This is a genomic window from Roseateles chitinivorans (assembly GCF_050632145.1).
GTDB lineage: Bacteria > Pseudomonadota > Gammaproteobacteria > Burkholderiales > Burkholderiaceae_C > Roseateles > Roseateles chitinivorans_B.
Genome location: NZ_CP192577.1, coordinates 1,479,419 through 1,504,790, shown reverse-complemented (window position 1 = coordinate 1,504,790; position 25,372 = coordinate 1,479,419). Strand labels below are relative to the sequence as shown.

Here is a 25,372-nt window from a genome sequence, read left to right as displayed (position 1 = left end):
TTGTCCGGTTCAGCCGCCGAGACGTTTCAGCAGGGCGCGACCCTCGGGCCAGGCGCCGAGACCGGACGCGGTGTTGAGGTGACCCAGGGGGCCAGCCATCACGAACTCGGCACCCCAGTCCGCCGCCATGCCGGCGGCGCGATCGAGCGAGCAGAACGGGTCGTCGTTCGATGCGACGACGATGGCGGGGAAGGGCAGTCGCGGGCGCCGGATCGGACGCCAGTTGTGCAGCTGCGGCGGCATCTCCTCGCGCTCGGTGTCGGGCGGCGCGACCAATAGCGCGCCGGCCACCAGGCGCGTGTGGGTCGAGTGCTCTGCCCACGCCGCCACGAGCTGGCAGCCGAGGCTGTGCGCGACCAGCAGCGCCGGTCGATCGTGCAGGCGCCCGTCCTGCTGCAGCACTTCGTCGAGACGGGCCATCCAGTCGCCGCGTCGCGGCCACTCCCAGTCGTTCTGTTCGATCCGGCTGTCGCCGTGGACGCGCTGCCATTCGCTCTGCCAGTGGTCGGGGTCCGAATCCAGCCAGCCCGGCAGCAGGTAGACGGGCCGTGTGATCGGGGAGAGGTCCAGGTCATTCGGCGGAATGGCGTGTGTTGACATCGGTTGGCCTTATGCTTCGCGCTTTCTTCGGGAGGGTCCCGGAGGCAGCGGATTTTGCAGGAGCGGCGATGAAGTACGCGGTGTATGTCGACGGGCAGGAAGGCACGACCGGCCTGCGCATCAATGAATATCTGGCGCAGCGCGCCGACATCGAGGTGCTGCGCATCGACGCCGACAAGCGCAAGGATGCCGCCGAGCGCGCCCGCTTGCTGAACGCCGCCGATGTCGCCTTCCTGTGCCTGCCCGACGCCGCCTCGCGCGAGGCCGCGGCGATGATCACCAATCCCAAGACCTGCCTGATCGACGCGAGCACCGCGCATCGCACGGCGCCGGGCTGGGCCTTCGGCCTGCCGGAACTGGCCAAGGGCCAGCGCGCCGCGATCCGTGACTCGAAGCGCATCGCCAACCCCGGCTGCCACGCCAGTGCCTTCATCCTGGCGGTGCGCCCGCTGGTTGACGCCGGCCTGCTGCCGGCCGACGCGCTGGTCACGGCGACGTCGATCACCGGCTATTCGGGTGGTGGCAAGTCGATGATCGCGGAGTACGAGGCGGGCGGAAATCCGAAGCTGATCGCGCCGCGACCGTACGCGCTGGGCCTGGTCCACAAGCATCTGCCGGAAATGATGGCTCACACGGGACTGAAGACCGCGCCGGTGTTCATGCCCATCGTCTCCAACTTCTACAAGGGCCTGGCCGTCACCGTGCCCCTGCATCTGAGCCAGCTGCGCGCCGGCACCACGCCGCAGCAGGTTCGCGACGCGCTGGCCGCGCACTACGAAGGCGAGCGATTCATCCACGTGAAACCGTTGCGCGACGCGGACACGCTGGCGGTCGGTTTCTTCGACGTGCAGGCCTGCAACGACACGAACAATGTCGACCTGTTCGTGTTCGGCAGCGAACAGCAGATCCTTGTTATGGCCCGCCTGGACAACCTGGGCAAGGGCGCCAGCGGTGCGGCCGTGCAGAGCATGAACGTGCATCTGGGCGTGGACGAGTCGCTGGGCCTGACCGGCCCGGACGTCAACGACATCTGATGGCATCGACAAAGGTCGCAAGCCGTGAATGGCGCCGGGATGGCGCCGTTGCGCAGGACGACCTCGACGCCATCCGAGATGGCGTCATCGCCTACGGTCGCCAGCAGGCGCAAGGCAGCGATGCCGAGGACATCGCCGTGGCGTTGTACGACGGCGATGAGCTGATTGCCGGCGCCTCCGGACGGACTGAGTTCCAACGCCTCTATGTCAGCTACCTGTGGGTCGATGCCGACCATCGTGGTGAGGGCTTCGGAGGCGACTGCCTGCGTCAGCTTGAAGCAATGGCGTTGAAGCGGGGTTGCGTCGATGCGCTGATCGAGACGCTGCTGGACGAGACCGCGGCGATGTACGAGCATCTGGGTTACGCCTGCATCAGCCATGTGCACGACTTCGTGCCGGGCTTTACCCGCCATACGCTGCTGAAGGTCTGGCAGGCGCGGGACTAGGCTCAGGCCCAGGCGCGAGGGTCGTCGCTGCGGTAGTGGTAGCGATAGGCCTGCAGGAACCCCAGACGGGCGTACAGCCGCTGCGCAGCCGTGTTGTCGGCGCCGACCTGCAGATATGCACTGACGGCGCCCTGGCGGCGCGCTTCGGCCAGCAAGGCCGCGCAGAGCCGGAAGCCATGCCCACGACCGCGCTGCGCTTCCGGCGTGAAGATGTCGAACAGCCCCGCGATGCCGCCGGCGGGTGTTCCTCCCGGCCCCGCATCGATGGCGATCTGGCCACAGGCGAGCAGCACGTCGCCCTGCGTCATCTTGAAAGCCTGATGCGGGACGCTGGCCTGTTCGAGACGCCGCGCGTGGCCGTCGATCTCTTCCCTGCTGGAGCCGCGCAGGGCACCGATCAGTCCGGCGTAGGCGGCTGGCGTCAGTGGCACCAGTCCGCCCGCGTCGTCGAAGGGATCCAGCGTTGGCAGCACCATCACGTCGGCGGGATCGAAACGGGTCCAGCCTTTGGCGGCCAATTGATCGTCGAGATCGGCCGGTTGGCTGAAGGGGGTGAGCCGGAGAATCAGCGGCAGGCCCGCCTGTTCGAAGCTGGGGCGGCAGCGATGGAGGAGATCATCGAGGGGCAGCGTACCTCCCGCCAGCGCATTGACGCATCGTGAGCGCTTGGCCTTGCCTGGCGACAAGCGGAGCAGCCACCCCTCGACCTGCGCTTCACGTGGCGCGGACGCCGCGTTGAGGCCGGCAAGTTCCGCGCGGCGGGCGAGGGCGTCCAGCTCGGGAGCCATCGTTCAGCGCATCGCGCCGACGCGCGCCACCATTTCCTTGGCGAAATCGATGAAGGCGTGCGCACCCTTGGATCCGCCGTCGAAGACGACACCCGGCAGGCCGTAGCTGGGGGCTTCAGCCAAGCGGACGTTGCGGGGGATGACGGTGTTGAAGACCTTCTCGCCGAAGTGCGCCTTCAGCTGCTCGCTGACCTGCTGCTGCAGCGTGATGCGCGGATCAAACATGACGCGCAGCAGGCCGATGATCTGCAGGTCCGGATTCAGGTTGGCGTGGATCTGCTTGATCGTGTTGACCAGGTCGGTCAGGCCTTCCAGCGCGAAGTATTCGCACTGCATCGGGACGACCACGCCATGCGCGGAGCACAGGCCGTTCAGCGTCAGCATGGACAGCGAGGGCGGGCAGTCGATCAGGATGAAGTCGTAATCCTGTGCCGAGGCAGCCAATGCCGTCTTCAGGCGTTGCTCGCGGCGGTCCAGTTCGACCAACTCCACTTCGGCGCCGGCCAGTTCCCGGTTGGCGCCCAGCACGTCGTAGCCGGCCTTTTCGCTGCGCTGACGCGCTTCGGCGATGGTGGCCGATTCCAGCAGCACGTCATAGACGGTCAGCGACAAGGCGCGCTTGTCGATGCCGGAGCCCATCGTGGCATTGCCTTGAGGGTCGAGGTCGACCACCAGCACGCGTTGTCCGACCTTGGCCAGACCGGCGGCCAGATTCACGGTGGTGGTCGTCTTGCCGACGCCACCTTTTTGGTTCGCAACGCAAAAGATCTTGGCCATGAATGGTCGGGGGACAGGCTCTGGAGAGGGGCGGAGCTTAACCGATGGCGGTGGTCGGACGGATCCACAGCAGACAGCGCTGGGCGTCGAGTCCAGGAACTTCAAGCTGTTCCACGTGGAACACGGACAGATCCGGTGTGCGTTCGGCCAGCTCGGCAATCTCGTCGGTCGGATGCTGGCCCTTCATCGCCGCCCACACGGCATCGGGTTTCAAGTGCATCCGGGTCCATTCGGTGAAGTCCGCCAGCGAAGCGAAGGCGCGCGATGTGATGACATCGAAGGGCGCCGTCTTCAACTGTTCGACCCGTGAGTGTTCCGCGTGCAGGTTGGGAAGGCCGATCTCGGCAGCGACCTGAGCGATGAAGAACGCCTTCTTGCCGACGGTGTCGACACAGGTGACGTCGGTCGTCGGATCGCAGATGGCGATGACCACACCGGGCAGGCCGCCGCCACTGCCGACATCCATCAGTCGCAATGGCTGGCCGGCGGCATGACGACGCAGCGGCGGGATCAGGCTCAGGCTGTCCACCAGATGCTGGGTCAGCATGGCCTCGGGATCACGGACAGCCGTCAGGTTGTAGACCTTGTTCCACTTCGATAGCAGGCCGAGGTAGGCGATCAGCCGGTCGAGCTGCTCATCGGTGAGGCCGAGTCCGAGCGTTTCGGCGGCGGTGGCAAGACGGGAGCGGAGGTCGGGATCGGTCATCGATGAACGGAATGGGATGAAGTCAGGCGGCGGTCGAGTCGACGGCGGCGTGATCGGTGAAGCCCTTGAAGCGACCCTTGCGCAGGTGGATCAGTAGCAGGGAGATCGTTGCCGGCGTGATGCCGGAAATCCGCGATGCCTGCCCCAGCGTTTCCGGACGATGTTTGCCGAGTTTCTGGCGGGCCTCGAAGGAGAGGGCGGTGACCAGGCCGTAGTCGAGTTCCTCCGGGAGCTTCAGATGCTCGAAGTTCGACGCGCGGGCCACGTCCTCCTGCTGCTTGCTGATGTAGCCCGCGTATTTGACGCCGACTTCCAGTTGCTCGATGACAGCGGCCGCGAGGTCGCTGCCCAGCGACTCCGTGAGGGCAGCGCGTGTCACGCCAGCCGTCGGGCGGGCGATGGACGCCACTTCGGAGATGGTGTCGAAGGTGACGCCGGGGCGACGCAAGAGGTCGATCAGGTTGTATTCGCGCTCGAGCGCCTTGCCGACCAGCCGTTCCGCATCGGCGGCCGGCAGGATGTTCGGGTTGACCCACGTCGACTTCAGCTTCTCTGTTTCACGTGAAACAGCATCGCGTTTGCGGTTGAAAGACTCCCAGCGGGCGTCGTCGACCAGCCCCAGTTGGCGGCCCGCCTCGGTCAGACGCATGTCGGCGTTGTCTTCACGGAGCTGCAGGCGGAATTCGGCGCGGCTCGTGAACATGCGATACGGCTCGGTGACACCCTTGGTGATCAGGTCGTCGACCAACACGCCCAGGTAGGCCTGATCGCGGCTCGGCAGCCACGCGTCCTTGCCCTGCACCTGGAGGGCGGCATTCAGACCCGCGAACAGCCCTTGGGCGGCCGCCTCTTCGTAGCCGGTCGTGCCGTTGATCTGGCCCGCGAAGAACAGGCCGCCGATGGCGCGTGTCTCGAAGCTGGACTTCAGCTCACGCGGATCGAAGTAGTCGTATTCGATCGCGTAGCCGGGGCGCAGGATGTGTGCGTTCTCCAAGCCTGGAATCGATTGGACGGCGGCCAACTGGACGTCGAAGGGCAGGGAGGTGGAGATACCGTTCGGATAGAACTCGTGCGTGGTCAGTCCTTCGGGCTCCAGGAAGATCTGGTGCGAGTTCTTGTCGGCGAAGCGGTTGACCTTGTCCTCGATGGACGGGCAGTAGCGCGGGCCGACGCCCTCGATGACCCCGGTGAACATCGGGCTGCGGTCGAATCCGGAGCGGATGATCTCGTGGGTGCGCTCGTTCGTGTGGGTGATCCAGCAGGGGAGCTGCCGCGGATGTTGCGCGGCGTTCCCCATGAAACTGAACACAGGCACCGGATCCAGGTCGCCCGGTTGTTCCGCGCACTTGGAGAAGTCGATGGTGCGACCGTCCAGCCTCGGCGGCGTGCCGGTCTTCAGGCGGCCTTGCGGCAGCTTGAGTTCCTTGAGTCGTCCCGACAGCGAGACTGCCGGCGGATCGCCGGCGCGGCCCGCGGCGTAGTTCTCCAGACCGATGTGGATCTTCCCGTCGAGGAAGGTCCCCGCGGTCAGCACCACCGCACGGGCGCGGAAGCGCAGACCCGATTGCGTGACGGCGCCGACGACGCGGTCACCTTCGACCATCAGGTCGTCCACGGCCTGCTGGAACAGCATCAGGTTGGGCTGGTTCTCCAGCCGCTGGCGGATGGCGGCCTTGTAGAGGATGCGATCGGCCTGTGCACGGGTGGCACGGACGGCGGGTCCCTTGGAGCCGTTGAGGATGCGGAACTGGATGCCGCCCTCATCGGTCGCTGCAGCCATGGCACCGCCGAGCGCATCGACCTCCTTGACCAGATGACCCTTGCCGATTCCGCCGATGGACGGATTGCAGCTCATCTGACCGAGCGTCTCGATGTTGTGGGTCAGCAGCAGCGTGCTGACGCCCATGCGGGCGGCGGCCAGCGCGGCCTCGGTACCGGCATGGCCGCCACCGACCACGATCACGTCGAACTCTTTGGGATAAAGCATGGCAAGGCGTCCGGCGGCTTCGGCGATCGGGTGGATCGCGGCCATCGCGATGCGCGCAGGGCGCGGAATCTGGCGATGGAGCGCCGGCTGGCATTCAGATGAGGGAGGCCATGATTTTACGCGGGGCTGTGGATAAGTCACTGCCTCAGGGCCATGCCCACCGGACCTTGTTCGCGTCCCCGGCCGACGAGCGGCGACAATCCGCGTCCCATGGATTGCCGCCCCTCCTGCGCCGCCTGCTGCATCGCCCCGTCGATCAGCAGCCCGATCCCCGGCATGCCCGACGGCAAGCCGGCCGGGGTGCGTTGCATCCAGCTTGACGAGGCTCTGCGTTGCAAGATCTTCGGCAGACCGGAGCGGCCCGCCGTGTGCGGCTCGCTGCCGCCGTCCGAGGACATGTGCGGCGATTCGCGCGAGCAGGCGATGCGCTGGCTCGGGTGGATGGAAGAAGAGACGCGCCCCCTTTGATCCGCCGTCGATCCCTCTCTACGGGGAGGCGTTCCACCCTGACCGTGCCGTATCCTCTCGCCCCAAACAGGGAGGGAGTTCCGAATGAAGCAGTGGGCACTGTGGCTGCCGTTGCTCGTGGCGCCGATCGACGGGGCGTGGGCAATCAACAAATGCACGAACAAGGATGGCACCGTCTCGTTCCAGGACGCGCCGTGTCCTCGGGAGGCGGAATCCAAGGCGCTTGAGATCAAGGTGGCTCCGCCCGCTTCTCGTGGTCCGTCAGGGCGAGCGGGGGACAGTGGGCCGAACTCGGCGTCGCCGTTGCCGACGCCGGACAGGGGCGACCCGCGCGCCGTCCAGGCCGCCAGGGCCGCAGGAGACCTGGAAGCGCTCGCGTTCAAGGCCCGGGACTGCCGCAATCAATTGGCCTTCGGCGGCAATGACGTCGTCGAGACCTGCCAGAGCTGGGCCAGACAGGCCCAGGACCAGATCAAGCCGGCCCTGGCGACGTTGCGCGAGCTCAGCAACGATGCCGACTTCCGTCAACGGCATCGGCTCTACTTTGATCGCGGCTTCAATGCGGCCCAGGCGATGGATCGGGATGCACTCGCGATCATGGAGATGGTGGATCGAGCCAAGGCCCGAGGCAGGTCAGGCACCGGCGCGACCCCCAAGGACATCCGCAGCTGAGTCATTCAGGCCGGCACGGCATGGGCGCGACCGGTGCGGTGATCGAGCCGCCCTGGCCGTCTGAAAGGGCGCTGACAGCGCACCCGCCGTAGAGTCGGAGTTTCCAGAAGACCACATCGGAGACTCCGCATGATCCCCACCGACGAGGACCGCCGCCGCTTCCTCCTGCAGTCCGCCGCGCTCGGCGCCGCGGGGGCCGCCTTCGGCACGTCGCTCCCCGCCATCGCGCAATCGACCTGGCCCTCGCGCAACGTGCGCTTCGTCGTGCCCTTCGCACCGGGCGGCAGCAGCGAGATCGTCGCGCGCGCCACGGCTGCCGAGCTCAGCAAGACGCTGGGGCAGTCCGTGTACGTCGACAACAAGCCCGGTGGCGGCGGCAACATCGCGATGGGCGAGGTCGCCCGCGCGGAGGACCAGCACACGCTGATCCTCGGCCACATCGGCACGCTCGCGGTGAACCCGTACATCTACGACAAGCTGCCCTACGATCCCAACCGCGATTTCAAGCCCATCACGCTGCTGGCGAAGGTGCCCAGCCTCTACGTCGTCCACCCTGACGTGCCGGCGCGCAACCTGAAGGAGTGGGTCGCCCTCGTGCGCAAGAACCCGGGCAAGTTCAGCTATGGCTCGGCGGGCAACGGCAGTGCCGGACACCTGGCGATGGAGTACCTGAAGATGGTCGCGGACCTCTTCATCCTGCACGTGCCTTATCGCGGCACCGGTCCCCAGCTGACGGATCTGCTCGCGGGGCGTCTCGAGGCGGCGTCGGTGGGGGCGCCGGCCATCATGCAGTTCATCAAGGCGGGCAAGCTGCGTTGCATCGCGACGGGTTCCAAGGAGCGGCTGCCGCAGCTGCCCGACGTGCCGACGGTCGCGGAGCAGGGCTACCCCGGCTTCGAGATGACGCAGTGGTACGGCCTCTGTGCGCCGGCCAACCTGGCACAGGCCAACGTCGACAAGCTGGCGGTCGAATCGGTGAAGGCGATCCGTTCGGCGTCGGCCCGGGAGCGTCTGAGCCACGACGCGGCCGAGGCCATCGGCAACACACCCGCGCAGTTCACCGCGTTCATCGCGCAGGAGCAGCAGCGCTGGAAGCAGGTCGTGACCCGCGCGAAGATCAAGCCCGATTGATGGGCCCGGCGGGGGCCCGGGAGGGCCTCCTCAGCGCTGCTGGACGGACCGCAGGTCCTGCACCACGCGCCCGCCCTGGAGGCTGACGACGCGTTGCGCCGCCGCGATCGTCTCGGGACGGTGCGCGATGACGATGCGTGTCAGCGACAGCTGGCGCAGGCTGGCGTTGACCAGCCGCTCGCGCTCCACGTCGAGCGCGCTGGTGGCCTCGTCCAGGAACAGGAACTGCGGCCGCTTGTACAGCGCGCGCGCCAGCAGGATGCGCTGGCGCTGACCACCGGACAGGCTCGATCCCATGTCGCCGATCAGCGTCTGCAGGCGCATCGGCATGGCCTCGATGTCTTCCAGCACGCAGGCGAGCCGCGCGCATTCACGCACCCAGTCGGGGTCGACATCGAGGTCGAAGAAGCTGATGTTGTCGGCGATGCTGCCGGCGAAGAGTTGATCGTCCTGCATCACCGTGCCGATGCGATCGCGCCAGGCGTTCGCGCCCAGCTGCGCCAGCGCGACGCCGCCGATGCGGATCTCGCCATGCTGCGGCGCATGGATGCCCAGCATCAGCTTCATCAACGTGGTCTTGCCGCAGCCCGAAGGTCCGACGATCGCCACGGACTCGCCCGGCTCGATGCGCAGCGAGCAGCCGGCGATGACCTCCGGTTCGCCATCGGCGTATCGGAAGCGCAGTCCGTCGAGCTCCAGCGCCGCGTCATGCGGGACCGCGCGGCCCGGCGCCTCGAACTCCGCCTCGGGCGCGGTCAGCACGATGTCGGCCAGCCGCTCGCCCTGGAGCCGCAGCATCTTCAGCGCGACCACCTTGTCGATCAGCCCGGCGACGCGCTGGCTGAACTGGTCCTTGTAAGCGAGGAAGGCGAACAGCATCCCCACCGACAGCGCGTTGTCCAGCACCAGCATCGCGCCCATCGCGACGATGACCACGCGTTCCAGGCCGAACAGCAGCTTGTTGCCCTGTGTCATGCCGAGCTCGAGCTTGCGGCCGGTCAACGACGCGTTCATCTGCTCGACGACGAGGTTGGCGAAGCGCGCGCCACGATCCGCCTGCGCGTTGAAGAGCTTGATCGCCTGCGCGCCGCGCAGTGATTCGAGGAAGTGGGTGTTCTGGCGCGCCTCATGGGTCAGCGCTTCTTCCTGCGCATCGCGCAGCGGGCGGAAGCAGGCCCAGCGCAGCAGCGCATAGCCGGCCACCGCGGCCAGCGCGACCGCCGTCAGCCGACCGCTGTAAAGCACCATCATCGCCAGCGTCAGGAGCACCATCAGACCGTCGAGGATGGCCTCGATGAAGCTGCCCGTGAGCGTCTTCTGGATCTCCTGCACGCTGGAGAAGCGCGACCAGATGTCGCCGAGATGGCGTTTCTCGAACCAGGCGAGCGGCAGTCGCAACAGGTGCGAGAACACGTTGGACAGCCACTGGAGGTTCAGCGATGCCGACAGGATCATCACCGCCCAGGAGCGGAGCAGTCCGACGCCCACCTGCAGCAGTACCAGCAGGGCGAAGCCGATGCCCAAGGTCACGAGCAGATCGCGATCGGCGCTGACGATGACGCCGTCGACGGTCCATTGCAGCAGGAAGGGGGCCAGCAGCCCGAGCAGCTCCAGGCCCAGTGCGAGGGCCAGGACTTGCGCGATCGAGCGCTTCAGCCCCGTCACGCGGCCGAGCAGCTGGCGCCACTTCGGCGAGGGAGCCGGCGCCTTGCGCGCAAAGTCCATGCCCGGACGCAACTCGAGCGCCACCCCGGTGAAATGCTTGGAGACCTCGGCCAGGTTCAACCGGCGCTCGCCATGCGCGGGATCGAGCACCACGGCGCGGTCGCCGTCGACGCGTTCCAGCACGACGAAGTGGTTGAAGTCCCAATGCAGGATGCAGGGCGTCTGAAGCTTGTGCAGCGTGTGGGGCTCGGCGCGCAGCGCGCGGGCGGTGAGACCGAGCTGGGCGCCCATGCGCACCAGGTCCGCCATCGTCAGGCCCTTGAGGGAGACCGCGAAACGGTCGCGCAACTCGCCGAGCGTCCAGCGTTGGCCATGCGCGCCGGCGACCATCGCGAGGCACGCCAGGCCGCACTCCGCGGCCTCGGTCTGCAGGATGACGGGGCGGCGACGTCGCCAGCCGAGGTTCAGTCGCGACAGGATGCCGTCGGGCGTGGCGCGCGCGACGGTGGCGCCGGAAGAGGGGCATCAGACACGGCGGGCGAGGCTCAGCAGCGGTTCGAAGATCCATTCGATGAGGCGGCGCCGCTCCAGCAGCACGTCGGCTTCGAGCAGCATACCGGGGCTGAGCGTCTGGTCCTGCCCGTACGCCTGGACCGACTGGCGTTGCAACTGCACGGTGATGCGGTACATCGGCTCGCCTTGCGCCATCGCCGCGGGCAGGCCGAGTTGCGCGAGCTCCGCGGCCTGCAGTGGCGTGCGCGAGACTTGCAGGACCTCGCCTTGCTGCTGGCCGAACTTCTGATATGGAAAAGCCTGGTAGCGCAGCAGGACCGCCTGATGCGGCCGCAGGAAGCCGACGGCGCTCGAGGGCGCATACAGGTGGGCCTGCAGCGGCGTGCGCGCGGGGAGCAGGGCGGCGAGTTGCGTTCCGGCCTGGACGACCTGGCCGGGCTCTGCCAGCACGGTGCTCATCTGGCCGTCGCTGGGCGCGCGCAGGACGAGCCGCCGGCGCGCTTCGTTCTCGACGCCTTGCGCCTGAAGCGCGGCGATGTCGCGCGCGAGTTCCCCTGCTGGACCTGGGACTTCAAGGGGATCGCCTGAAGCTCAGCTTGCAAGCCCAACGCCTCCCGCTGCAGGTTCTCGCGCTCTCGCGCCAGTGCCTGCCGTTGGGCCTGCAAGCCAAGCAACTCCTCCCGCTTGGTCTGGACCTGGGCGCTCGAGACGAACTGGTCTTTCGCCAGCGACTCGAGACGTCCCAGACTCTGCAGCGCCAGCGCCTCGCGCTGGGCATGCAGCTGCAACTCGGCGTCAGCCTGTCGCAGCGTGGATTCGAGCGTGGCGACGCGTGCTTTCAGCGACGTCGCCTGGCTCTGCGCGAGTTCCCGCTGCTGCGCCTGAGCCGCGCCCAGCGATTGCTCGCGATCCTTCAAGGTCCTCGACAGACCGTCGCCGGTCGGGTTGCCGCTGTCGAGCGACAACACGAACAGCACGTCTCCCTCGCGCACCTGCTGCCCGTCCTGGACGGGTCGCGCCATGACCGTGGCGCTTTGCGGCACGCTCAGCCGCATCACGCCGCGCTCCGGCACCAGCAGGCCGTTGACGCGGGCCTTGCGGGTGTATTCGGTACTGAACAGGAAGGCGCCGACGGCGATCACGCCGCCCAGTGCCAGGATGCTCAGCCATTTCAACGTGGTCGGTCGATGCAATTGCACCGAACCCAGCCAGGCCTGCTGCTGCGAGGCCTGGGCCTCGGCGCGGAACAGCGCCACCACGATTTGCTACGCCTTGTTGCGAACCTGACGGTTCGCGGAGCGAGAAGTGCTTACCAAGTGCCCTTCGGCGCGGGTTCGACTTCTGCGGCGGTCTCGCCGGCGGCAACCGTCTGACCGACCAGCCAGGTGCCCTTCGGGGCGCCGCCGCCGACGTGCACCAAGGACTGCAGGTCCAACTCGACCAGACCTTCTTCGACTTGCGTGTTGACGGCGACGTTTTGCAGTTGGGCTTGCATGAGAGGCTCCAGATTCGGTGACGTGCCCAGGAATGTGTTGAGCACGGAACGGATTGAAGCAGCGCGCGGACGCCCGCATAACTGTCAGCTCTTACAGTGTTTACAAGCTGGCGCCGAAGGCAGCATCAGCGAATCAGGCCGAGCCGCAGGGCCTTGAGCACGGCCTGGTGCTTGTTGGAACAGGCCAGCTTGTGCATCGCGTTGTTGATGTGCAGCACCGCCGTACGTTCGGTGATGCTGAGGATCGCGCCGACTTCCCAGGCGGTCTTGCCTTCCATCGTCCAGTGCAGGCACTCGAGCTCCCGCGGCGTCAGACGCGGCGATTCGGTGACCTTCTCTTCGGGCAGCAGGACACGCAGCGCCGTGTCCACCGCGTGCACGGCGAAGAGCTGCAGATCCGCGACCATGCGCGTCAACTGGCCTGAGTCGCTCGGCAGCGGCTGGTCGCGGTCGACGCCGAGCACGAAATGCCGTCCCTCGGGCAGGTGCAGCGCCAGGCAGATGCCGGTGCTGTAGCCGAATTGCGCCTGCGATTCCCAGATGTCGCTGGCGCCGTGACGTGCGTAGGTCTGACGATCCCAGACGATCGGCATGCTGTTGCGCTTGCAGTGCTGCATGACCGGATCGCGGCGCCCGAACTCCGGCGCATGCATCACCTCGGCGTAGCCATCGGGGCAGTTGTCGATGGTGATGAACTCGGTCTCGGCCAGCGTGTGGTCGACGACCGTGATGGCCGAGACCGTCTGGAAGTCCAGCTTATGCGCGAAGCGAATCACCTCACTGCGGAACTCTTCGCGTGAGCGCGCTTCCAGGACTGATTGATAACCGCCTTGCAGCATTGATCGCTCCGGCCCGTGGCCGGCCTAGTGGGCCTCTTCGGTCGCCATGGCGGACCTGATCGCCTGTCTGTGATCCGCCACGCGCCCGCATGGGCCGCATAGGTCACGTGACGCATTCACGCCCCTGACAGGGTTTACAGCTGGCGAGTCGACCGCTTCGTGACCACACTTCTGGTCAAGGGGAGAAGCAGCAACCGCCGATCCGCAATAGCCAAACCAAACAATTCTGACAATGACACCAGCTTGGATTGTGTACGCGTGGCCACGAATATTGTGTGATGTCCAGCGTTTGCCCCGCTTACAGTTCGCGCATTTGAGCACGCGCGTGTTGGTGACGGGAGACGAGGATCACCCGGCCATGGGGCAAACCCTGTGGAGCGGCGAATCCGAGTTCGGTGCCGCCGGCGTGGCGTGGGACTGGGTGCGCATGCCTTACGGGGTGGTCTCGATGGTCGATCCGATGGCCCTCGTGACCAACATGCAGTTCCTGAACGGCGAGGGCGAAGTCCTCGCGCCGATCGAATCGGCGATCCAGCTCAACGGCATCGTGCACATGCTGCCGTGGCAGGAGCAGGTCCAGCTGGCGCTCGCGACGCGCCATTGAGCGCGCCCGGTATCGTCCGCGCATCATCGCCCGCTCATCGCGCCACCGCCGCGCGCATCGAGCGGGCCACCAGGGCCAGTCCGCCGATCGTGAGCAAGGCCCCCACGATCACCGTCGGCATCACCTTCGCGAAGGTCAGCGGCTCGCCCTTGAGCACCTGCATCATGAGCTGGTTCTGACCGAGCCCGGGCACCCACAGGTGCCAGGACGCTTCCCCTCCCGGATTGACGATCGCCACCATCGGCGTCAGCGCGATGGCCGTGATCACGAGCGTCGTGCTGGCCTGGGCCTCCTTGAAGGTCTTGGTGCGGATCGCCAGCGCCATCAGCACCGCCGACAGCCCCGCGCCGAGCGGGATCTGAAGCAGCAGGAAACGCAAGGCCTCGCCCCAGCCGAACTGGAACATCGCCGCGAGCGCGTCGCTGCGCATCAACCATTGGCCGGGCAGGAAGCTGAGGTTGGAAAGCACCGCCACCAGCAGCCCCGCCATCAGCACGGCTGCCCACTTGCCCGCGACGATGGCGGCATGCGGCGCGGGGTTGACGAGCAGCGGCTCGAGCGAACCGCGTTCGCGCTCGCCCGCGGTGCTGTCGAGCGCCGCGGTCAACGCGCCATAGAGCACCGCCATCATGATGAACATGGGCAGCATCTGCGTGAGCCGCGTGGAGCGTGCCTGCATGCTGGCAAGGTCGCGTTCCTGGACGTCGATCGGGCGCAGCTGCTGCGCGCCGATGCCCCGCATGGCCAGGGTCAGCGTGGCACGTTCGCTGCCGAAACCCTGCAGCAGCCGGCCGAGCGCGCCGACGCCGGCCTCGGCGCGCTGGTTGGCGCTGTCGCTGACGATCTCCACCGTCGCCGGCTCGCCGCCGGCCAGCAGCGTCTCGAAATCCGCAGGAACCACGAGCACCGGATCGCTGAGCTTGGCGTCACGCAGCTTGGCCTCGTAGTCGACGGGTGCGAGCTTGATCGTGTAGGTCTGGCGTTCGATGTAGTTGCGCAGCGTCGGCGCGTGCTCGATGCCCGCGACGAGCACTTCACGCTGCTCCGCGCGCTCCTGCAGCGAAGCCGCCAGGCCCGACATCAGCGTCAGCATCAGCGGGCCCATCAGCACCGACGGGATCAGCAGGCGCAGCAGCGTGCGGCGATCCCGGAGGGCATCCAGGACCTCCTTGGCGAACACCGTCCGGAAGGCTTTGAAGAAGGGGCCGTTCATGCGGACTCCAGGCGCGTGGGCGCGGCTTCAGGGAAGGCGAGGTCGACGAAGGCGTCCTCGAAACGCTGGCGACCGGTCTGCGCGAGCAGGCCGTCGACGGTGCCGGTGGCGACCGATCGGCCATGGGACATCACGACGACCTGGTCGCAGAGCTGTTCCACCTCCTGCATGATGTGGCTCGAGAAGACGATGCACTTGCCGCCCCCTCGGGGGACCGCAGGTGACGGAGCACCTCGCGCAGCGCGCGCGTGGCGACGACGTCCAGCCCGTTCGTGGGCTCGTCCAGCACGATGTTGGCCGGATCGTGGACCAGCGCGCGGGCCAGCGCGGTCTTCATCCGCTCGCCCTGGCTGAAGCCTTCGGCGCGGCGGTCGAGGATCGCGCGCAGGTCCAGCAGTTCCGCCAGCGCCTCGGCGCGCGCCTGGGCCTGATCCATCGGCATGTCCTGAAGACGCGCGAAGTAGACGATGTTCTCGCGCGCCGTGAGCCGCGGGTACAGCCCGTGCGCGTCGCCGAGGATGCCCATCCGGGCCAACGCCGCGCGCGGCTGCTTCAGGACGTCGAGGCCGTCGACTTCGATGCTGCCCTGGTCGGGCGGGAAGAGTCCCGCGAGCATCCGCAGCGAGGTGGTCTTCCCCGCGCCGTTGGGGCCGAGCAGTCCGGTGATGCGGCCGTTGGGCGCGTCGAGGTTCAGATGCTGGACCGCGACGACCGTGCGGGCCTGGCCCTTCTTGCCGAACAGCGAGCCCAGCGAGCTGCCGCCGCGCGTCTGGAAGGTCTTGTGGAGCGCATGCAGGCGGATCATCGATCGGACTCCCGGGCGGCGGAGGCGGCGGCTGCGATGGCGGCCGGCGAGGGGGCAGGAACGCGGGCGGACGCGGCACGCCCTTGGCGCAGCTCGCATCCACCTGAAGGGCGTCGGCGTCGCGCGGTGCGTCGATGAAGCGGAACAGCACGTCGCGCATGCAGGGCAGCGTCAGCGCGACGCCGTGGCCGGCGGCGGCGACCACGACGTGGCGGGCCTGATCCCCCAGTGCCACCTTGACGCGTTGCCCATGGCGCTCCGGCGTGGCGGGATCGCTGCCGCCGCTGGTGAGCAGCACGGGCGATGTCGCGGGCGGGATCGTGTAGAAGGCCGGCGGCACCTCGCCGCGCGGCCAGGCGCCGCAGACGCGGGCGTAGAGGTCACGGTCGAGCGTGCCGAAGTCGGATCCCGGCGTCTCGGTCGATGCCGCGATGCGCGGCGCGTCCTCGGCGCAGATGACGGAGAAATGCATGCCTTCGAAGATCCGCATCGAACGGGATCCGCCTCCCAGCTGTCCGGCCAGCCCGGCGAGAGCATCGAAACGTCCCAGGGACGCCTCGTGCAGCGCCGCCGGCAGCGCGGCGGCAACGCTGGGTGCATACAGCGGCGGCCGGACCAGGCCGAGCAGGCCCTCGCGCGTCAGCGTGGCCTCCTCCGGCCGGCCGGTCAGCGGCTGCGTGAAGGAGACCTTCCGGGGCAGGCTCTTGAGCAGCGCCTGCCACTCGGACTGGAGGCCGGGGAACCGCGCGGCGCAGGCCGGATCGGCCGCACAGGCGACGAACACGGCGTCCAGTGCGCGCTGCGAGTCCTGCGAAAACGTCACCGGCAGCACCATGTCCGGCGGCGCGACGCCGTCGATGACGGTGCGGCGCACGCGATCGGGGAATTGGCGCTGGTACTCCAGCGCCGCACGCGTGCCGTAGGACGCGCCGACCAGATTCCAGCGCTCCGCCCCCAGCGCGACGCGCACCGCATCCATGTCCTGCATCGCGATCGTCGTCGTGAAGAAACGCAGGTCGCCATGGGGCAGCTGCTTGAGCGCGTCGCGGCACTGTTCCAGCAGGCGGACCCTGGCGCCGGGCTTCAACAGCTCATCCAGGCTGCGGGTGCTGTTGTCCGGGCAGGCGAGCGGTGCCGAGCGCCCCGTGCCGCGCTGGTCGATGAACACGAGGTCGCGGCGGTAGTTCAGCCGGGACAGTCGCGGCATCACGGTGGCCGTCAGCGCGATGGCGCTCTGACCAGGACCGCCGGCGAGCAGCAGCACCGGATCCGGCAGCTTGTTGCGCGCCAGCGCAGGCACGACGACGTAATGCACATCGATGCGGACCCCCTCGGGCCTGGCCGGATCGAGCGGTCGCTGGAGGCTGCCGCACAGCACCTCGGTGGGCACGCCTTCGACGCGACAGGGTTTCAGTGCCGGGACAGCGGCTTCGGCCCGCGCATCGCCGGCCGTCAAGGTCGCCGCCGCGGCCGCAAGCGCCGGCACGACGGCCAATGCCATCAGCGCGCGGACGCGGAACGGCCGGGCTCGGGGGACAGGGCTTGCCCCGGGACGCATCGTCATCAACTCGCTCCTCCTTGGTGCCCGGCGATTATGGCGAGCGGGAGGCGCGCGGCAGGGTGCCTTCGGTCAGCTTTCCGATCTGCTTTCCCTGCGTCCGAACATCCCCCATCCCTCCATGCTCATGACCTGCTCGTCCTTCTGGTTGAAGACTTCCCAGCTCGACCGCACCAGGCCGATCGTCGGGCGGCTGCGGCTGGCCTTGGTCTCCTGCACGGTCATGCGCACGCGCAGCGTGTCACCGGGACGCACCGGCTTGAGCCAGCGCAGGTTGTCGATGCCGGGCGATCCCTGGCTGGTGGAGTCCAGCAGGTAGGCGTCGCACATCATGCGCATGACCAGCGCGCAGGTCTGCCAGCCGCTGATCGACAAGCCGCCCAGCACCGAGGCATCGGCGGCGGCCTCGTCGAGGTGCAGCGGCTGCGGGTCGTAGGCGGCCGCGAAGGCGAGGCCTTCCTCGCGGTCGACCCGGCGCGAGCCGAACTCGCGCACCTGGCCGACGGTGAAGTCCTCGAACGCATAGGTCTTGGCAGGGGATGCAGTGCTCATGGAGAGGGCCCTTGGAGGGGATGTCGACCGGCCGACTGTACGAGTACGATCGATGCCCCTGAAGGAGACCCCCATGAAGCTCTACTACAGCCCCGGCGCCTGCTCGCTGTCGCCCCACATCGTGCTGCGCGAGGCCGGCCTAACCTTCGAGCCGGTGCTGGCCAGCACCAAGACCCACAAGCTGCAGGATGGTACCGACTACTACGGCATCAATCCGAAGGGTTATGTGCCGCTGCTGGAACTCGACGACGGCCAGCGCCTGAGCGAAGGCCCGGCGATCATCCAGTACATCGCCGACCAGGCGCCTGGCAAGCAGCTCGCGCCGGCCAACGGCACGATGGAACGCTACCGCCTGCAGGAGTGGCTGAACTTCATCACCACGGAGCTGCACAAGACCTTCAGCCCGCTGTTCAACCCGGCGATCTCCGACGACGCCAAGGGTGTCTTCCGCACCAAGCTGCACGAACGCTTCAAGTGGGTCGACGCGCAGCTGGCCGGCAAGCAGTTCCTGATGGGCGACCAGTTCTCGGTCGCCGACGCCTACCTGTTCACCGTGTCGAACTGGGGCCAGCACGTCGGTGTCGATCTGTCCGGCTACCCGGATCTGGTCGCCTACCGAGGCCGCATCGCGGCACGTCCGGCGGTCCAGGAAGCGATGAAGGCCGAAGGCCTGCTGAAGCAGGCCTGACGACGTAGCGCCGGCCCTGTCCTGCGCCCTCTCCCGATTGCGGGAGAAGGCGGGGAAAGGGCGGGGAAAGGGCCAGCGGCCGTTGCAGTCCCGAGGCTTTCGTGCGAGGTCTCCCGACCTCAGCCCTTCTTCTTGAGCAGCGCTTCGCAGGCGCCCTTGTCGCCGCTTTCCTGCTTGGCGCAGACGCCGTCCAGCTGGGTCCGCAGACGACCGAGGGCGGCCTCATGCTGCCCCCTGCGTTCCACGCGACCAGCTGGCTGCCGACCTTCTGCAGCGAACGCGCGCTGCGTTCGTAGAAGGCGCCCTTGTCCTTCTCCGCTTCCGCCAGCAGCTGCGCCGCGGCCTTCTCGATGCGGGCCGAATCCTGCGGCGCCAGTTCGACCAGCGCGCTCAGGTAGTTCGAGCCCCATTGCAGGCGCGTGGCGGGCCCTTCGCTCTTGTTGAAGGCCTCTTCGTACCAGCGCAGCGCCTCGTCCTTCTTGCCCTGCTTGCGGGCGTTGCTGCCCAGCGAGCTCATCAGGTAATACGGGCTGTGGCTCTTGGCGATGCTGGCCTTCAGCAGCGCGTCACTGTCGCTCCACAGGCCGGCGCGTCCGAGCAGGTAGGCGGCCGACGTGATCACCGCCTGGCGCTCGTAGCCGTCGGTGACCTCCTTGTCGACCTTGGCGGCGTGCGCCTTGACCTCGGCCAGCAGCGGCGCGGGCAGCTTCGGTGCCAGTTCGTCCTTCTTCTGGTCCAGGCGCGCCAGTTCGACGCGCGCCAGCAGCGACTGCAGGCGGTCGGCGCGCGACAACGTGGCATCGGCCTCGAAGCGCTTCAGCGCCACGTCGAACTTCGCGATCAGCGCCTGGCGATCCGCGCCGGCCGCAGGGGCGAGCGCGCGCACGATGTCATCACCGTTGTTGCTCAGCACGTCCATCTGCGCGCGGGCGGTGGCCGCGTCGGCCAGCACCTGATCCACGCGGGCGCGCAGCGCGGCGTCCGCCTTCAGCGCGCCGCCGCCCTCGGTGGCGGCCAGCGCCTTCAGCCACAGGCGGGTCGTGGTCTCGTCGTCGACACCCTGGCTCGCGGCGGCGAGCTTGGCGAGCAGTGCCGGACGCTGCGCGGCGGGCACCAGTTGCTGTTCGTCCGTCTCCCAGGAATAGAAGCCCAGCAGCTTCCATTCGTTGGCGGAGATCTTCTTGCCGGCTTGCGCATCCGCGAGCACGGTCTTCACCGGACGTCCGCCGGCGAGACCCAGCTGCAGCACGCGCAGTACCTGCGGCGCGTCGACCTCGCCAGGCAGCCGGGTGAGTTCCTGGCCGTCGTTGCTGAACAGGATCATGGTCGGGTAGCCGCGCACCTTGAAGCGCGCGCCCAGGCGCTGGGCGCCCGGGTTGTCGCCGTCGATGTGGACCGCCACGAAGGCGCGCGACTGCTCGATGAAGTCGGCGCGGTTGAACAGCGTCGCCTTGAGCTGGTTGCAGGGCGGGCACCACTTGGCACCCCAGTACAGCAGCACCGGCTTCTTCTCGCCGCGGGCCTGGGTGAAGGCGCGCTCGATGTCGGCATCGCCGGAGGCTTCCTGCCACGACACCGAGGCCGCGGCGCTGGCGGCCATGGCGGCGGGCGTCAGCGCCGGCAGCGCGCCGATCGTGGACAGCGCCGCGGCGAGGGCGGTCAGGCGGGCGGCCGAGCGGAGGCGACGGGCCATCGAGGTGTGGAAAGTCATGGCGGTGAGCGCGGCCTCGTGAGCCGGTCGATGTCGGGACAAGCCGGCATTGTGGCGCCGCGCCGCCGGCCCCGATATGCGGGACGCTTCTAACCTTTCTTGGCGCGCAGGAGGGCGCCGCGCGCCAGGCTCTCCGGCGACCAGTGCTGGCGCACGTCGTAGTACTCGGGCATCACGACCGCATCGGCCGGCAGCTGGACCCACGGCTGCTTGGAGGCGGTGAAGATATGGATGTCCGGCGGCAGGCGATCGGGCTCGTCGAGCGTGCCGACACGCACGAAGCGCACCGCGTCACCGCCGCCCGCATAGTTGCTCCAGACGGCGATCGCGCAGCTGGGGCAGCGCCAGATCTTCTGGCCCTTGCCGCTGGCGCTCGGGTTCATGAACGGCACCGGCTCGCCGGCCAGCAGTTCGACGCGGTCGGCTTCGATCATCGCGTTGAGCGCGAAGGCCGCGCCGCTGGCGCGCTGACACCATCGGCAATGGCAGCAGTGGACGACCATCGGTCGGCTGGTCATGCGATAGCGGATCTGGCGGCAGTCGCAGCCGCCTTCAAACCTGTCCTGCGTGTCGGTCATGGTGATCTCCCTCGTGATGCGAGCGCGCAGGATAGCGGTCCGAAAACGGCCACCGCCCCGGACCCGCGCCGCAGGAACCTGGGACGACGGAGGTCACCTGTCGCCGGGCGGGTCGACCTCGCCCAGCAGGTCCTGGCCCTCGTCGAGCGGTGCGGGCTCCGCCGTGGCCTTGGCGAGGGCCATCCACGTGCCGAAGTCCGGCTTCATGGGCCGGCGAGGCGCGGGTCTGCCGAGTTCGAACCGGAAGCCCTCGCCGCCGTTCGATTCATGGGCGAGCAGCACCCCGAAGGCCGGCGGAATCTCCTCGACCTCGGCGATGCCGGCGCGCAGCACGTACCAGCATTGGCCGCTCAGCGCGAGGTAGGCCTGCGACTTGGCGGGCTGGCGAAGCTCCGACAGCAGGTCGGCGCGGCTGACCTTGATCTCGTGCACGGCGGGCTCGAGGTAGTCCTCGACGGTGGTGTTGCGCACCGAATAGACGTCCGGCATCGCATTCACCCATCGCATGCGCCCGGGTTCTTCCTCGCGCGGCAGGCCGGCGCGCAACGACAGGCCGCGCCAGACGACGCGTCCCGCGCGTTGCAGTTCGACCGCCATGCGGGCGACCAGGTCCTCGTGGCGATCGCGGGCGCTGCGGTTCTTCTGGAGTCCGAGGTGCAGGACCTCGATGCCGGGCGCGGTCAGCCGCAAGGTCTCGCGGCCCTGCGGGTCGATGCGGCGCTCGAGCCAGCCCAGTGCCAGCAGTTCCACCTCCAGCATGTCCTGGCACGGCCAGCCGGCCGAACGCCAGAGCTGGCGCAGGCGGCGGACCTGGATCACGGTCGGGCGGGGCGGTGTCTCGGGCATCCCGCGATGTTGCCGCAGGCGCCGGACCAGGGGCGTCAGCAGCGACGAGCGGAAAAAGGCCACGCCTCGTGAGAGGACGTGGCCAACAGGGAGGAGGTGCGTCGGGCGGTCAGTTGGAAGAGCGTTCGCGGCGCAGCGAGCCGACCATCGCGTTGCTGTCGCCCATCACGAACACGGTGTAGACGTAGCCCGCCTGGATGCCGAGGTCGCTCAGGCTGTAGACCGGCGTCGTCGAGGACGGCGAGGTCACCGTCAGCAGCGCGGCGGTCGAGGCCGCCGTCGTCTGGGGCGAGGACGAGGTGCCGGCCACCACGTTCGATGCCAGCGCGCTGTAGTCGACGTTCAGCGTCAATCCGGTGGTGGCGCTCGCCACGCCGTTGACCAGGCGGATCTTGGCCGTCGTCGTCGGGCTGGTGGGCAGCCGGTTGTCATCGGTCAGGACGGCCAGCTTCGGATCGGCGGCCGGGCCCCAGACCATCAGCGTGTAGTCGCTGCCGGCCGTGAGCGGCGGCTTGGCGAACGACATCAGCGCGCCGTTGACGTAGACCGACAGGTCCGCCGTGCCGGCCGTGACCGTCGTGTAGTCGCCGATCGTGGGGGCGACCGAGGTCGGCATCAGCGGGGTCTGGCCGATCGAGCCGGAGACCAGCGCGCTGCCGCCGACCGCGGCCACCAGGCGGGCCCGGACCGTCGTGTTGGGGAAGTTGGACGTCGTGCCCTGCTGCAGCAGCTGGATGCCGTTGACGAGCACGCCGCCGGTGCTGCCCGTCAGGATCAGCGTCGAGACGCCGGCCGACGGCAACGAGAGGCTGGGGATGTCCAGCCGCAGATCGGTCTTGGAGCTGGCGGCGGTCAGGCGCACCCGGAAGGTGCCGCTGTTGAGCGTGATGTAGCCGCTGCCGGAGCCGGTGGCGATGCCGCTGGCCACGGTCGACGCGGTGTCCAGCGACTCGTCGGCGCCGGTGACGTACACGTCCATCGCGCCGGCGTCCGGCGCCAGGTTCAGCACCAGCAGCTTGGACTTGCCGGTGGCCGGCACATCCTGGTCTTCCTGCAGGAGCGTCGTGCGCACCGAGCCCGCCGAGCCGTACGCGATCATCGTGTAGTGGCTGCCGGAGGCCAGCGTCGGCGTCGACGACGCCAGCGTGCTGCCGACATTGTTGCTCTGCACCTCGGTGCCGGTGGCGTCCGTCTTCACGTCGGCATAGCTGCCCACGCCGGCATAGGCGACGCCGGTGTTGACCGCCGTGCTGTCCACGGCCATGTCCAGCGCGGCATAGCCGATGCTGGCGTTGAGGAGGCGCATCTGCGCCGAACTGCTGCTGCCGCCGCCGCCGCAGGCGGCCAGCAGGGCGGCGGTGGCCACGCTCAGGCCCCAGGCCCAGGTCTTGAATCGCATCGTCCGACACTCCGATTGAGAATGCGGCGATTGAACGCGGGTCGTGTTGCTGGGGCTTGTGGCCGCTTGCCGGCTTTGTGAACTTCCATATCAACGCCGACACAGAGTGGCGGCGGCCCGGGCATCCGGCGTGTGCCGGCGCTCAGGGTCATCCCGCTTGGTGCCACCTCTCTAAACGCGCGCGAGGTCCGGCGCTAGCATCCGCGCGATGAACGCCTACCCGCAGCTGCTGTCGCCCCTGGACCTGGGCTTCACGACCCTCAAGAACCGCGTGCTCATGGGCAGCATGCACACGGGGCTCGAGGACTCGCGCAAGCACATCGACCGGCTGGCCGAGTACTTCGCCGAGCGCGCCCGCGGCCAGGTCGGGCTGATCGTCACCGGCGGCTACGCGCCCAACATCGCCGGCTGGACCAAGCCCTTCGCCGGCACGCTGATGACCGGCGGCGCCGCGCGCCGGCACCAGGCCATCACGCGCGCCGTCCATGGCGAGGGCGGCAAGATCGCGCTGCAGATCCTGCACACCGGCCGCTACGGCTACCACCCGTTCAACGTGGCGCCGTCGGCGCTGAAGTCCCCGATCTCGCCGTTCACGCCGCATGCGTTGAGCGAGCGCGGCATCGAGCGCCAGATCCGCGCCTTCGTCCGCTGCGCCGTGCTGGCGCGCGAGGCCGGCTACGACGGCGTCGAGGTGATGGGCTCCGAGGGCTACTTCATCAACCAGTTCCTGATCAAGGCGACGAACCAGCGCACCGATGCCTGGGGCGGCGACTTCGAACGCCGGATGCGCCTGCCGGTCGAGATCCTCACCCGCATGCGCGAGGCCGTCGGCCCCGACTTCATCATCATCTACCGCCTGTCGATGCTGGACCTGGTGCCGGACGGCGGCAGCTGGGACGAGGTGCTGCAGCTCGCGCGCGCCGTCGCGAAGGCCGGCGCCACCATCATCAACACCGGCATCGGCTGGCACGAGGCGCGCATCCCGACGATCGCCACCAGCGTGCCGCGCGCGGGCTTCGCCTGGGTCACGAAGAAGCTGCGCGACCAGCTTCATGCCGAGGGCATCCGCACGCCGCTGATCACCAGCAACCGCATCAACACGCCGGAGGTCGCCGAGTCGGTGCTGGCCGACGGCTCCGCGGACATGGTGTCGATGGCGCGTCCGCTGCTGGCGGATCCCGCTTTCGTGCGCAAGGCCGCGCAAGGGCGCGCCGACGAGATCAACACCTGCATCGCCTGCAACCAGGCCTGCCTGGATCACGTCTTCAAGCAGGAGGTCGCGTCCTGCCTCGTCAACCCGCGCGCGGGTCATGAAACGCTGCTGCGCATCGTTCCGGTCGCCGCCGGCCAGCCGCGCAAGCGCGTTGCCGTCGTCGGCGCGGGCCCGGCCGGTCTGGCCGCCGCGACGACGCTCGCCGAGCGCGGCCACCACGTCACGCTCATCGACGCCGCCCAGGAGATCGGCGGCCAGTTCAACCTCGCCAAGCGGATCCCGGGCAAGGAGGAGTTCCACGAGACGCTGCGCTACTTCAAGCGGCGGCTGGAACTGCTCGGCGTGACGCCGCAACTGGGACGTCGCGTGGCGGCCGCGGATCTGATGGACTACGACGAGGTGCTGCTCGCCACCGGCGTCACGCCGCGCGATCCGCGCATCCCCGGACAGGACGAGGGCGTCGCACGGGGTCAGGTCTTGACCTACCTCGAAGTCCTGCGCGGCGAAAAGCCGGTCGGACGTCGTGTCGCGGTCGTGGGCGCGGGCGGCATCGGCTTCGACGTGGCGGAGTTCCTGCTGGAGCAGGGCCACTCGCTGGCGCTCGATGCGCCGGCATGGCGCAGGCACTGGGGCGTCGGCGATCCCGAGCAGACGCGTGGCGGTCTTGCGCGTCCGCAACCGGAGCCCGCCGAGCGCGACGTCACGCTGCTGCAGCGGCGTGCCGGCAAGCTCGGCGCGGGCCTGGGCAAGACCACCGGATGGATCCATCGCGCCGCACTGAAGACGCACGGTGTACGGATGGTCGGCGGCGTCCAGTACGAGCGCATCGACGAGCACGGCCTGTGGATCAGTCAGGGCGAAGATCGCACCGATCCCGAGCGCATCGACTGCGACACCATCGTGCTGTGCGCGGGTCAGGAACCGCTGCGCGAACTCGAGGCGCCGTTGCGTGCGGCGGGTCGTTCGGTGCAGTTGATCGGCGGTTCGGCAGAGGCCAAAGAATTGGATGCAAAGCGTGCAATCCTGCAGGGAACGAGAGTGGCGGCCTCGCTGTAACCCCTAGCAACATTTTCCGACCGGCGTC

The 25,372-nt window shown here is 68.4% G+C and carries 25 protein-coding genes and 2 pseudogenes; 8 read left to right on the top strand and 19 right to left on the bottom strand.

All coding sequences use genetic code 11. The annotated features are described in order from the left end of the window. Nucleotides 1–9 precede the first annotated feature (9 nt). On the bottom strand, nt 10–600 hold the full coding sequence (locus ACQ86G_RS06975) for an RBBP9/YdeN family alpha/beta hydrolase (protein ID WP_431259910.1): 591 nt from the start codon (nt 598–600) through the stop codon (nt 10–12). 68 nt (nt 601–668) lie between these two features. Here ACQ86G_RS06975 and argC point away from each other — a divergent pair, with 68 nt between their 5' ends. Together argC and ACQ86G_RS06965 are read left to right on the top strand one after the other, a co-directional pair. Next, entirely contained in the window at nt 669–1,634 is a 966-nt protein-coding gene (gene argC, locus ACQ86G_RS06970) for an N-acetyl-gamma-glutamyl-phosphate reductase (protein ID WP_431259909.1), read from the top strand. Further along, nucleotides 1,634–2,080: a GNAT family N-acetyltransferase gene (locus ACQ86G_RS06965; RefSeq protein ID WP_431259908.1), complete on the top strand. Its 447-nt coding sequence runs from the start codon at nt 1,634–1,636 to the stop codon at nt 2,078–2,080. The genes argC and ACQ86G_RS06965 overlap by 1 nt, the downstream gene beginning before the upstream one ends. Nucleotides 2,081–2,082: 2 nt before the next feature. Here the strand turns inward: ACQ86G_RS06965 and ACQ86G_RS06960 are convergent, their stop codons facing one another. Genes ACQ86G_RS06960 through mnmG form a run of 4 tightly spaced genes read right to left on the bottom strand, consistent with a single transcriptional unit; the run spans nt 2,083 to nt 6,338 of the window. Then, nucleotides 2,083–2,868: a GNAT family N-acetyltransferase gene (locus ACQ86G_RS06960; protein ID WP_431259907.1), complete on the bottom strand. Its 786-nt coding sequence runs from the start codon at nt 2,866–2,868 to the stop codon at nt 2,083–2,085. A gap of 3 nt (nt 2,869–2,871) precedes the next feature. After that, a complete protein-coding gene (locus ACQ86G_RS06955; RefSeq protein WP_431259906.1) occupies nt 2,872–3,645 on the bottom strand; it encodes a ParA family protein in 774 nt (257 codons plus the stop codon). A 37-nt stretch (nt 3,646–3,682) separates the two neighbouring features. Then, entirely contained in the window at nt 3,683–4,351 is a 669-nt protein-coding gene (gene rsmG, locus ACQ86G_RS06950) for a 16S rRNA (guanine(527)-N(7))-methyltransferase RsmG (protein WP_431259905.1), read from the bottom strand. Nucleotides 4,352–4,373: 22 nt separating this feature from the next. Beyond that, nucleotides 4,374–6,338 (bottom strand): tRNA uridine-5-carboxymethylaminomethyl(34) synthesis enzyme MnmG, encoded by a 1,965-nt coding sequence (gene mnmG, locus ACQ86G_RS06945; protein WP_431261352.1) that lies wholly within the window; start codon nt 6,336–6,338, stop codon nt 4,374–4,376. A gap of 210 nt (nt 6,339–6,548) precedes the next feature. Between mnmG and ACQ86G_RS06940 the strand changes: the two genes are divergently transcribed. The 3 genes from ACQ86G_RS06940 (at nt 6,549) to ACQ86G_RS06930 (ending at nt 8,609) form a co-directional block, all read left to right on the top strand. Next, nucleotides 6,549–6,806, top strand: a complete 258-nt coding sequence (locus ACQ86G_RS06940; protein ID WP_431259904.1) for a YkgJ family cysteine cluster protein — start codon at nt 6,549–6,551, stop codon at nt 6,804–6,806. 84 nt (nt 6,807–6,890) lie between these two features. Beyond that, nucleotides 6,891–7,478 (top strand): DUF4124 domain-containing protein, encoded by a 588-nt coding sequence (locus ACQ86G_RS06935; protein ID WP_431259903.1) that lies wholly within the window; start codon nt 6,891–6,893, stop codon nt 7,476–7,478. 129 nt (nt 7,479–7,607) lie between these two features. Further along, nucleotides 7,608–8,609, top strand: a complete 1,002-nt coding sequence (locus ACQ86G_RS06930; protein WP_431259902.1) for a Bug family tripartite tricarboxylate transporter substrate binding protein — start codon at nt 7,608–7,610, stop codon at nt 8,607–8,609. A 30-nt stretch (nt 8,610–8,639) separates the two neighbouring features. Here the strand turns inward: ACQ86G_RS06930 and ACQ86G_RS06925 are convergent, their stop codons facing one another. The 5 genes from ACQ86G_RS06925 to ACQ86G_RS06905 all read right to left on the bottom strand — a co-directional run bounded on the left by ACQ86G_RS06925 (nt 8,640) and on the right by ACQ86G_RS06905 (nt 13,121). Further along, nucleotides 8,640–10,664 (bottom strand): peptidase domain-containing ABC transporter, encoded by a 2,025-nt coding sequence (locus tag ACQ86G_RS06925; protein ID WP_431259901.1) that lies wholly within the window; start codon nt 10,662–10,664, stop codon nt 8,640–8,642. A gap of 135 nt (nt 10,665–10,799) precedes the next feature. Beyond that, entirely contained in the window at nt 10,800–11,246 is a 447-nt protein-coding gene (locus tag ACQ86G_RS06920) for an HlyD family efflux transporter periplasmic adaptor subunit (RefSeq protein ID WP_431259900.1), read from the bottom strand. Then, a complete protein-coding gene (locus ACQ86G_RS06915; protein WP_431259899.1) occupies nt 11,243–12,046 on the bottom strand; it encodes a biotin/lipoyl-binding protein in 804 nt (267 codons plus the stop codon). The genes ACQ86G_RS06920 and ACQ86G_RS06915 overlap by 4 nt, the downstream gene beginning before the upstream one ends. 50 nt (nt 12,047–12,096) lie before the next feature. Next, entirely contained in the window at nt 12,097–12,282 is a 186-nt protein-coding gene (locus ACQ86G_RS06910) for a hypothetical protein (protein ID WP_431259898.1), read from the bottom strand. A gap of 125 nt (nt 12,283–12,407) precedes the next feature. Further along, nucleotides 12,408–13,121: a helix-turn-helix transcriptional regulator gene (locus ACQ86G_RS06905; RefSeq protein ID WP_431259897.1), complete on the bottom strand. Its 714-nt coding sequence runs from the start codon at nt 13,119–13,121 to the stop codon at nt 12,408–12,410. A 358-nt stretch (nt 13,122–13,479) separates the two neighbouring features. Between ACQ86G_RS06905 and ACQ86G_RS06900 the strand changes: the two genes are divergently transcribed. Then, the gene (locus ACQ86G_RS06900) at nt 13,480–13,725 is read left to right on the top strand and encodes a hypothetical protein (protein ID WP_067280137.1); all 246 of its coding nucleotides are present in this window, start codon (nt 13,480–13,482) and stop codon (nt 13,723–13,725) included. A gap of 34 nt (nt 13,726–13,759) precedes the next feature. Here ACQ86G_RS06900 and ACQ86G_RS06895 read toward each other — a convergent pair whose 3' ends face one another. From ACQ86G_RS06895 to ACQ86G_RS06875, 5 genes and pseudogenes are all read right to left on the bottom strand, one after another. Further along, nucleotides 13,760–14,938 (bottom strand): ABC transporter permease, encoded by a 1,179-nt coding sequence (locus tag ACQ86G_RS06895; RefSeq protein ID WP_431259896.1) that lies wholly within the window; start codon nt 14,936–14,938, stop codon nt 13,760–13,762. Beyond that, a complete protein-coding gene (locus tag ACQ86G_RS06890; protein WP_431261557.1) occupies nt 14,935–15,108 on the bottom strand; it encodes a hypothetical protein in 174 nt (57 codons plus the stop codon). Before ACQ86G_RS06890 ends, ACQ86G_RS06895 begins: the two co-directional genes overlap by 4 nt. Beyond that, on the bottom strand, nt 15,069–15,743 hold the full coding sequence (locus ACQ86G_RS06885) for an ATP-binding cassette domain-containing protein (RefSeq protein WP_431259895.1): 675 nt from the start codon (nt 15,741–15,743) through the stop codon (nt 15,069–15,071). The genes ACQ86G_RS06890 and ACQ86G_RS06885 overlap by 40 nt, the downstream gene beginning before the upstream one ends. A gap of 136 nt (nt 15,744–15,879) precedes the next feature. Continuing rightward, a pseudogene (locus tag ACQ86G_RS06880) lies at nt 15,880–17,244 on the bottom strand (alpha/beta hydrolase); the annotation flags it as partial. Between the two features lie 129 nt (nt 17,245–17,373). Then, nucleotides 17,374–17,853 (bottom strand): MaoC family dehydratase, encoded by a 480-nt coding sequence (locus ACQ86G_RS06875; protein WP_431259894.1) that lies wholly within the window; start codon nt 17,851–17,853, stop codon nt 17,374–17,376. A 73-nt stretch (nt 17,854–17,926) separates the two neighbouring features. On the opposite strand from ACQ86G_RS06875, the gene gstA reads away from it, so the two are divergent. Continuing rightward, entirely contained in the window at nt 17,927–18,541 is a 615-nt protein-coding gene (gstA, locus tag ACQ86G_RS06870) for a glutathione transferase GstA (protein WP_431259893.1), read from the top strand. Between the two features lie 1,303 nt (nt 18,542–19,844). Here the strand turns inward: gstA and ACQ86G_RS06865 are convergent. The 4 genes and pseudogenes from ACQ86G_RS06865 to ACQ86G_RS06850 all read right to left on the bottom strand — a co-directional run. Continuing rightward, nucleotides 19,845–20,141, bottom strand: a pseudogene (locus ACQ86G_RS06865) (thioredoxin family protein); the annotation flags it as partial. 200 nt (nt 20,142–20,341) lie between these two features. After that, nucleotides 20,342–20,830: a GFA family protein gene (locus ACQ86G_RS06860; RefSeq protein ID WP_431259892.1), complete on the bottom strand. Its 489-nt coding sequence runs from the start codon at nt 20,828–20,830 to the stop codon at nt 20,342–20,344. 93 nt (nt 20,831–20,923) lie between these two features. Further along, the gene (locus ACQ86G_RS06855) at nt 20,924–21,649 is read right to left on the bottom strand and encodes a hypothetical protein (RefSeq protein WP_431259891.1); all 726 of its coding nucleotides are present in this window, start codon (nt 21,647–21,649) and stop codon (nt 20,924–20,926) included. A 136-nt stretch (nt 21,650–21,785) separates the two neighbouring features. Continuing rightward, the gene (locus ACQ86G_RS06850; RefSeq protein ID WP_431259890.1) at nt 21,786–23,075 is read right to left on the bottom strand and encodes a DUF4397 domain-containing protein; all 1,290 of its coding nucleotides are present in this window, start codon (nt 23,073–23,075) and stop codon (nt 21,786–21,788) included. Between the two features lie 208 nt (nt 23,076–23,283). Between ACQ86G_RS06850 and ACQ86G_RS06845 the strand changes: the two genes are divergently transcribed. Further along, the gene (locus tag ACQ86G_RS06845) at nt 23,284–25,344 is read left to right on the top strand and encodes an FAD-dependent oxidoreductase (RefSeq protein ID WP_431259889.1); all 2,061 of its coding nucleotides are present in this window, start codon (nt 23,284–23,286) and stop codon (nt 25,342–25,344) included. Nucleotides 25,345–25,372 lie beyond the last annotated feature (28 nt).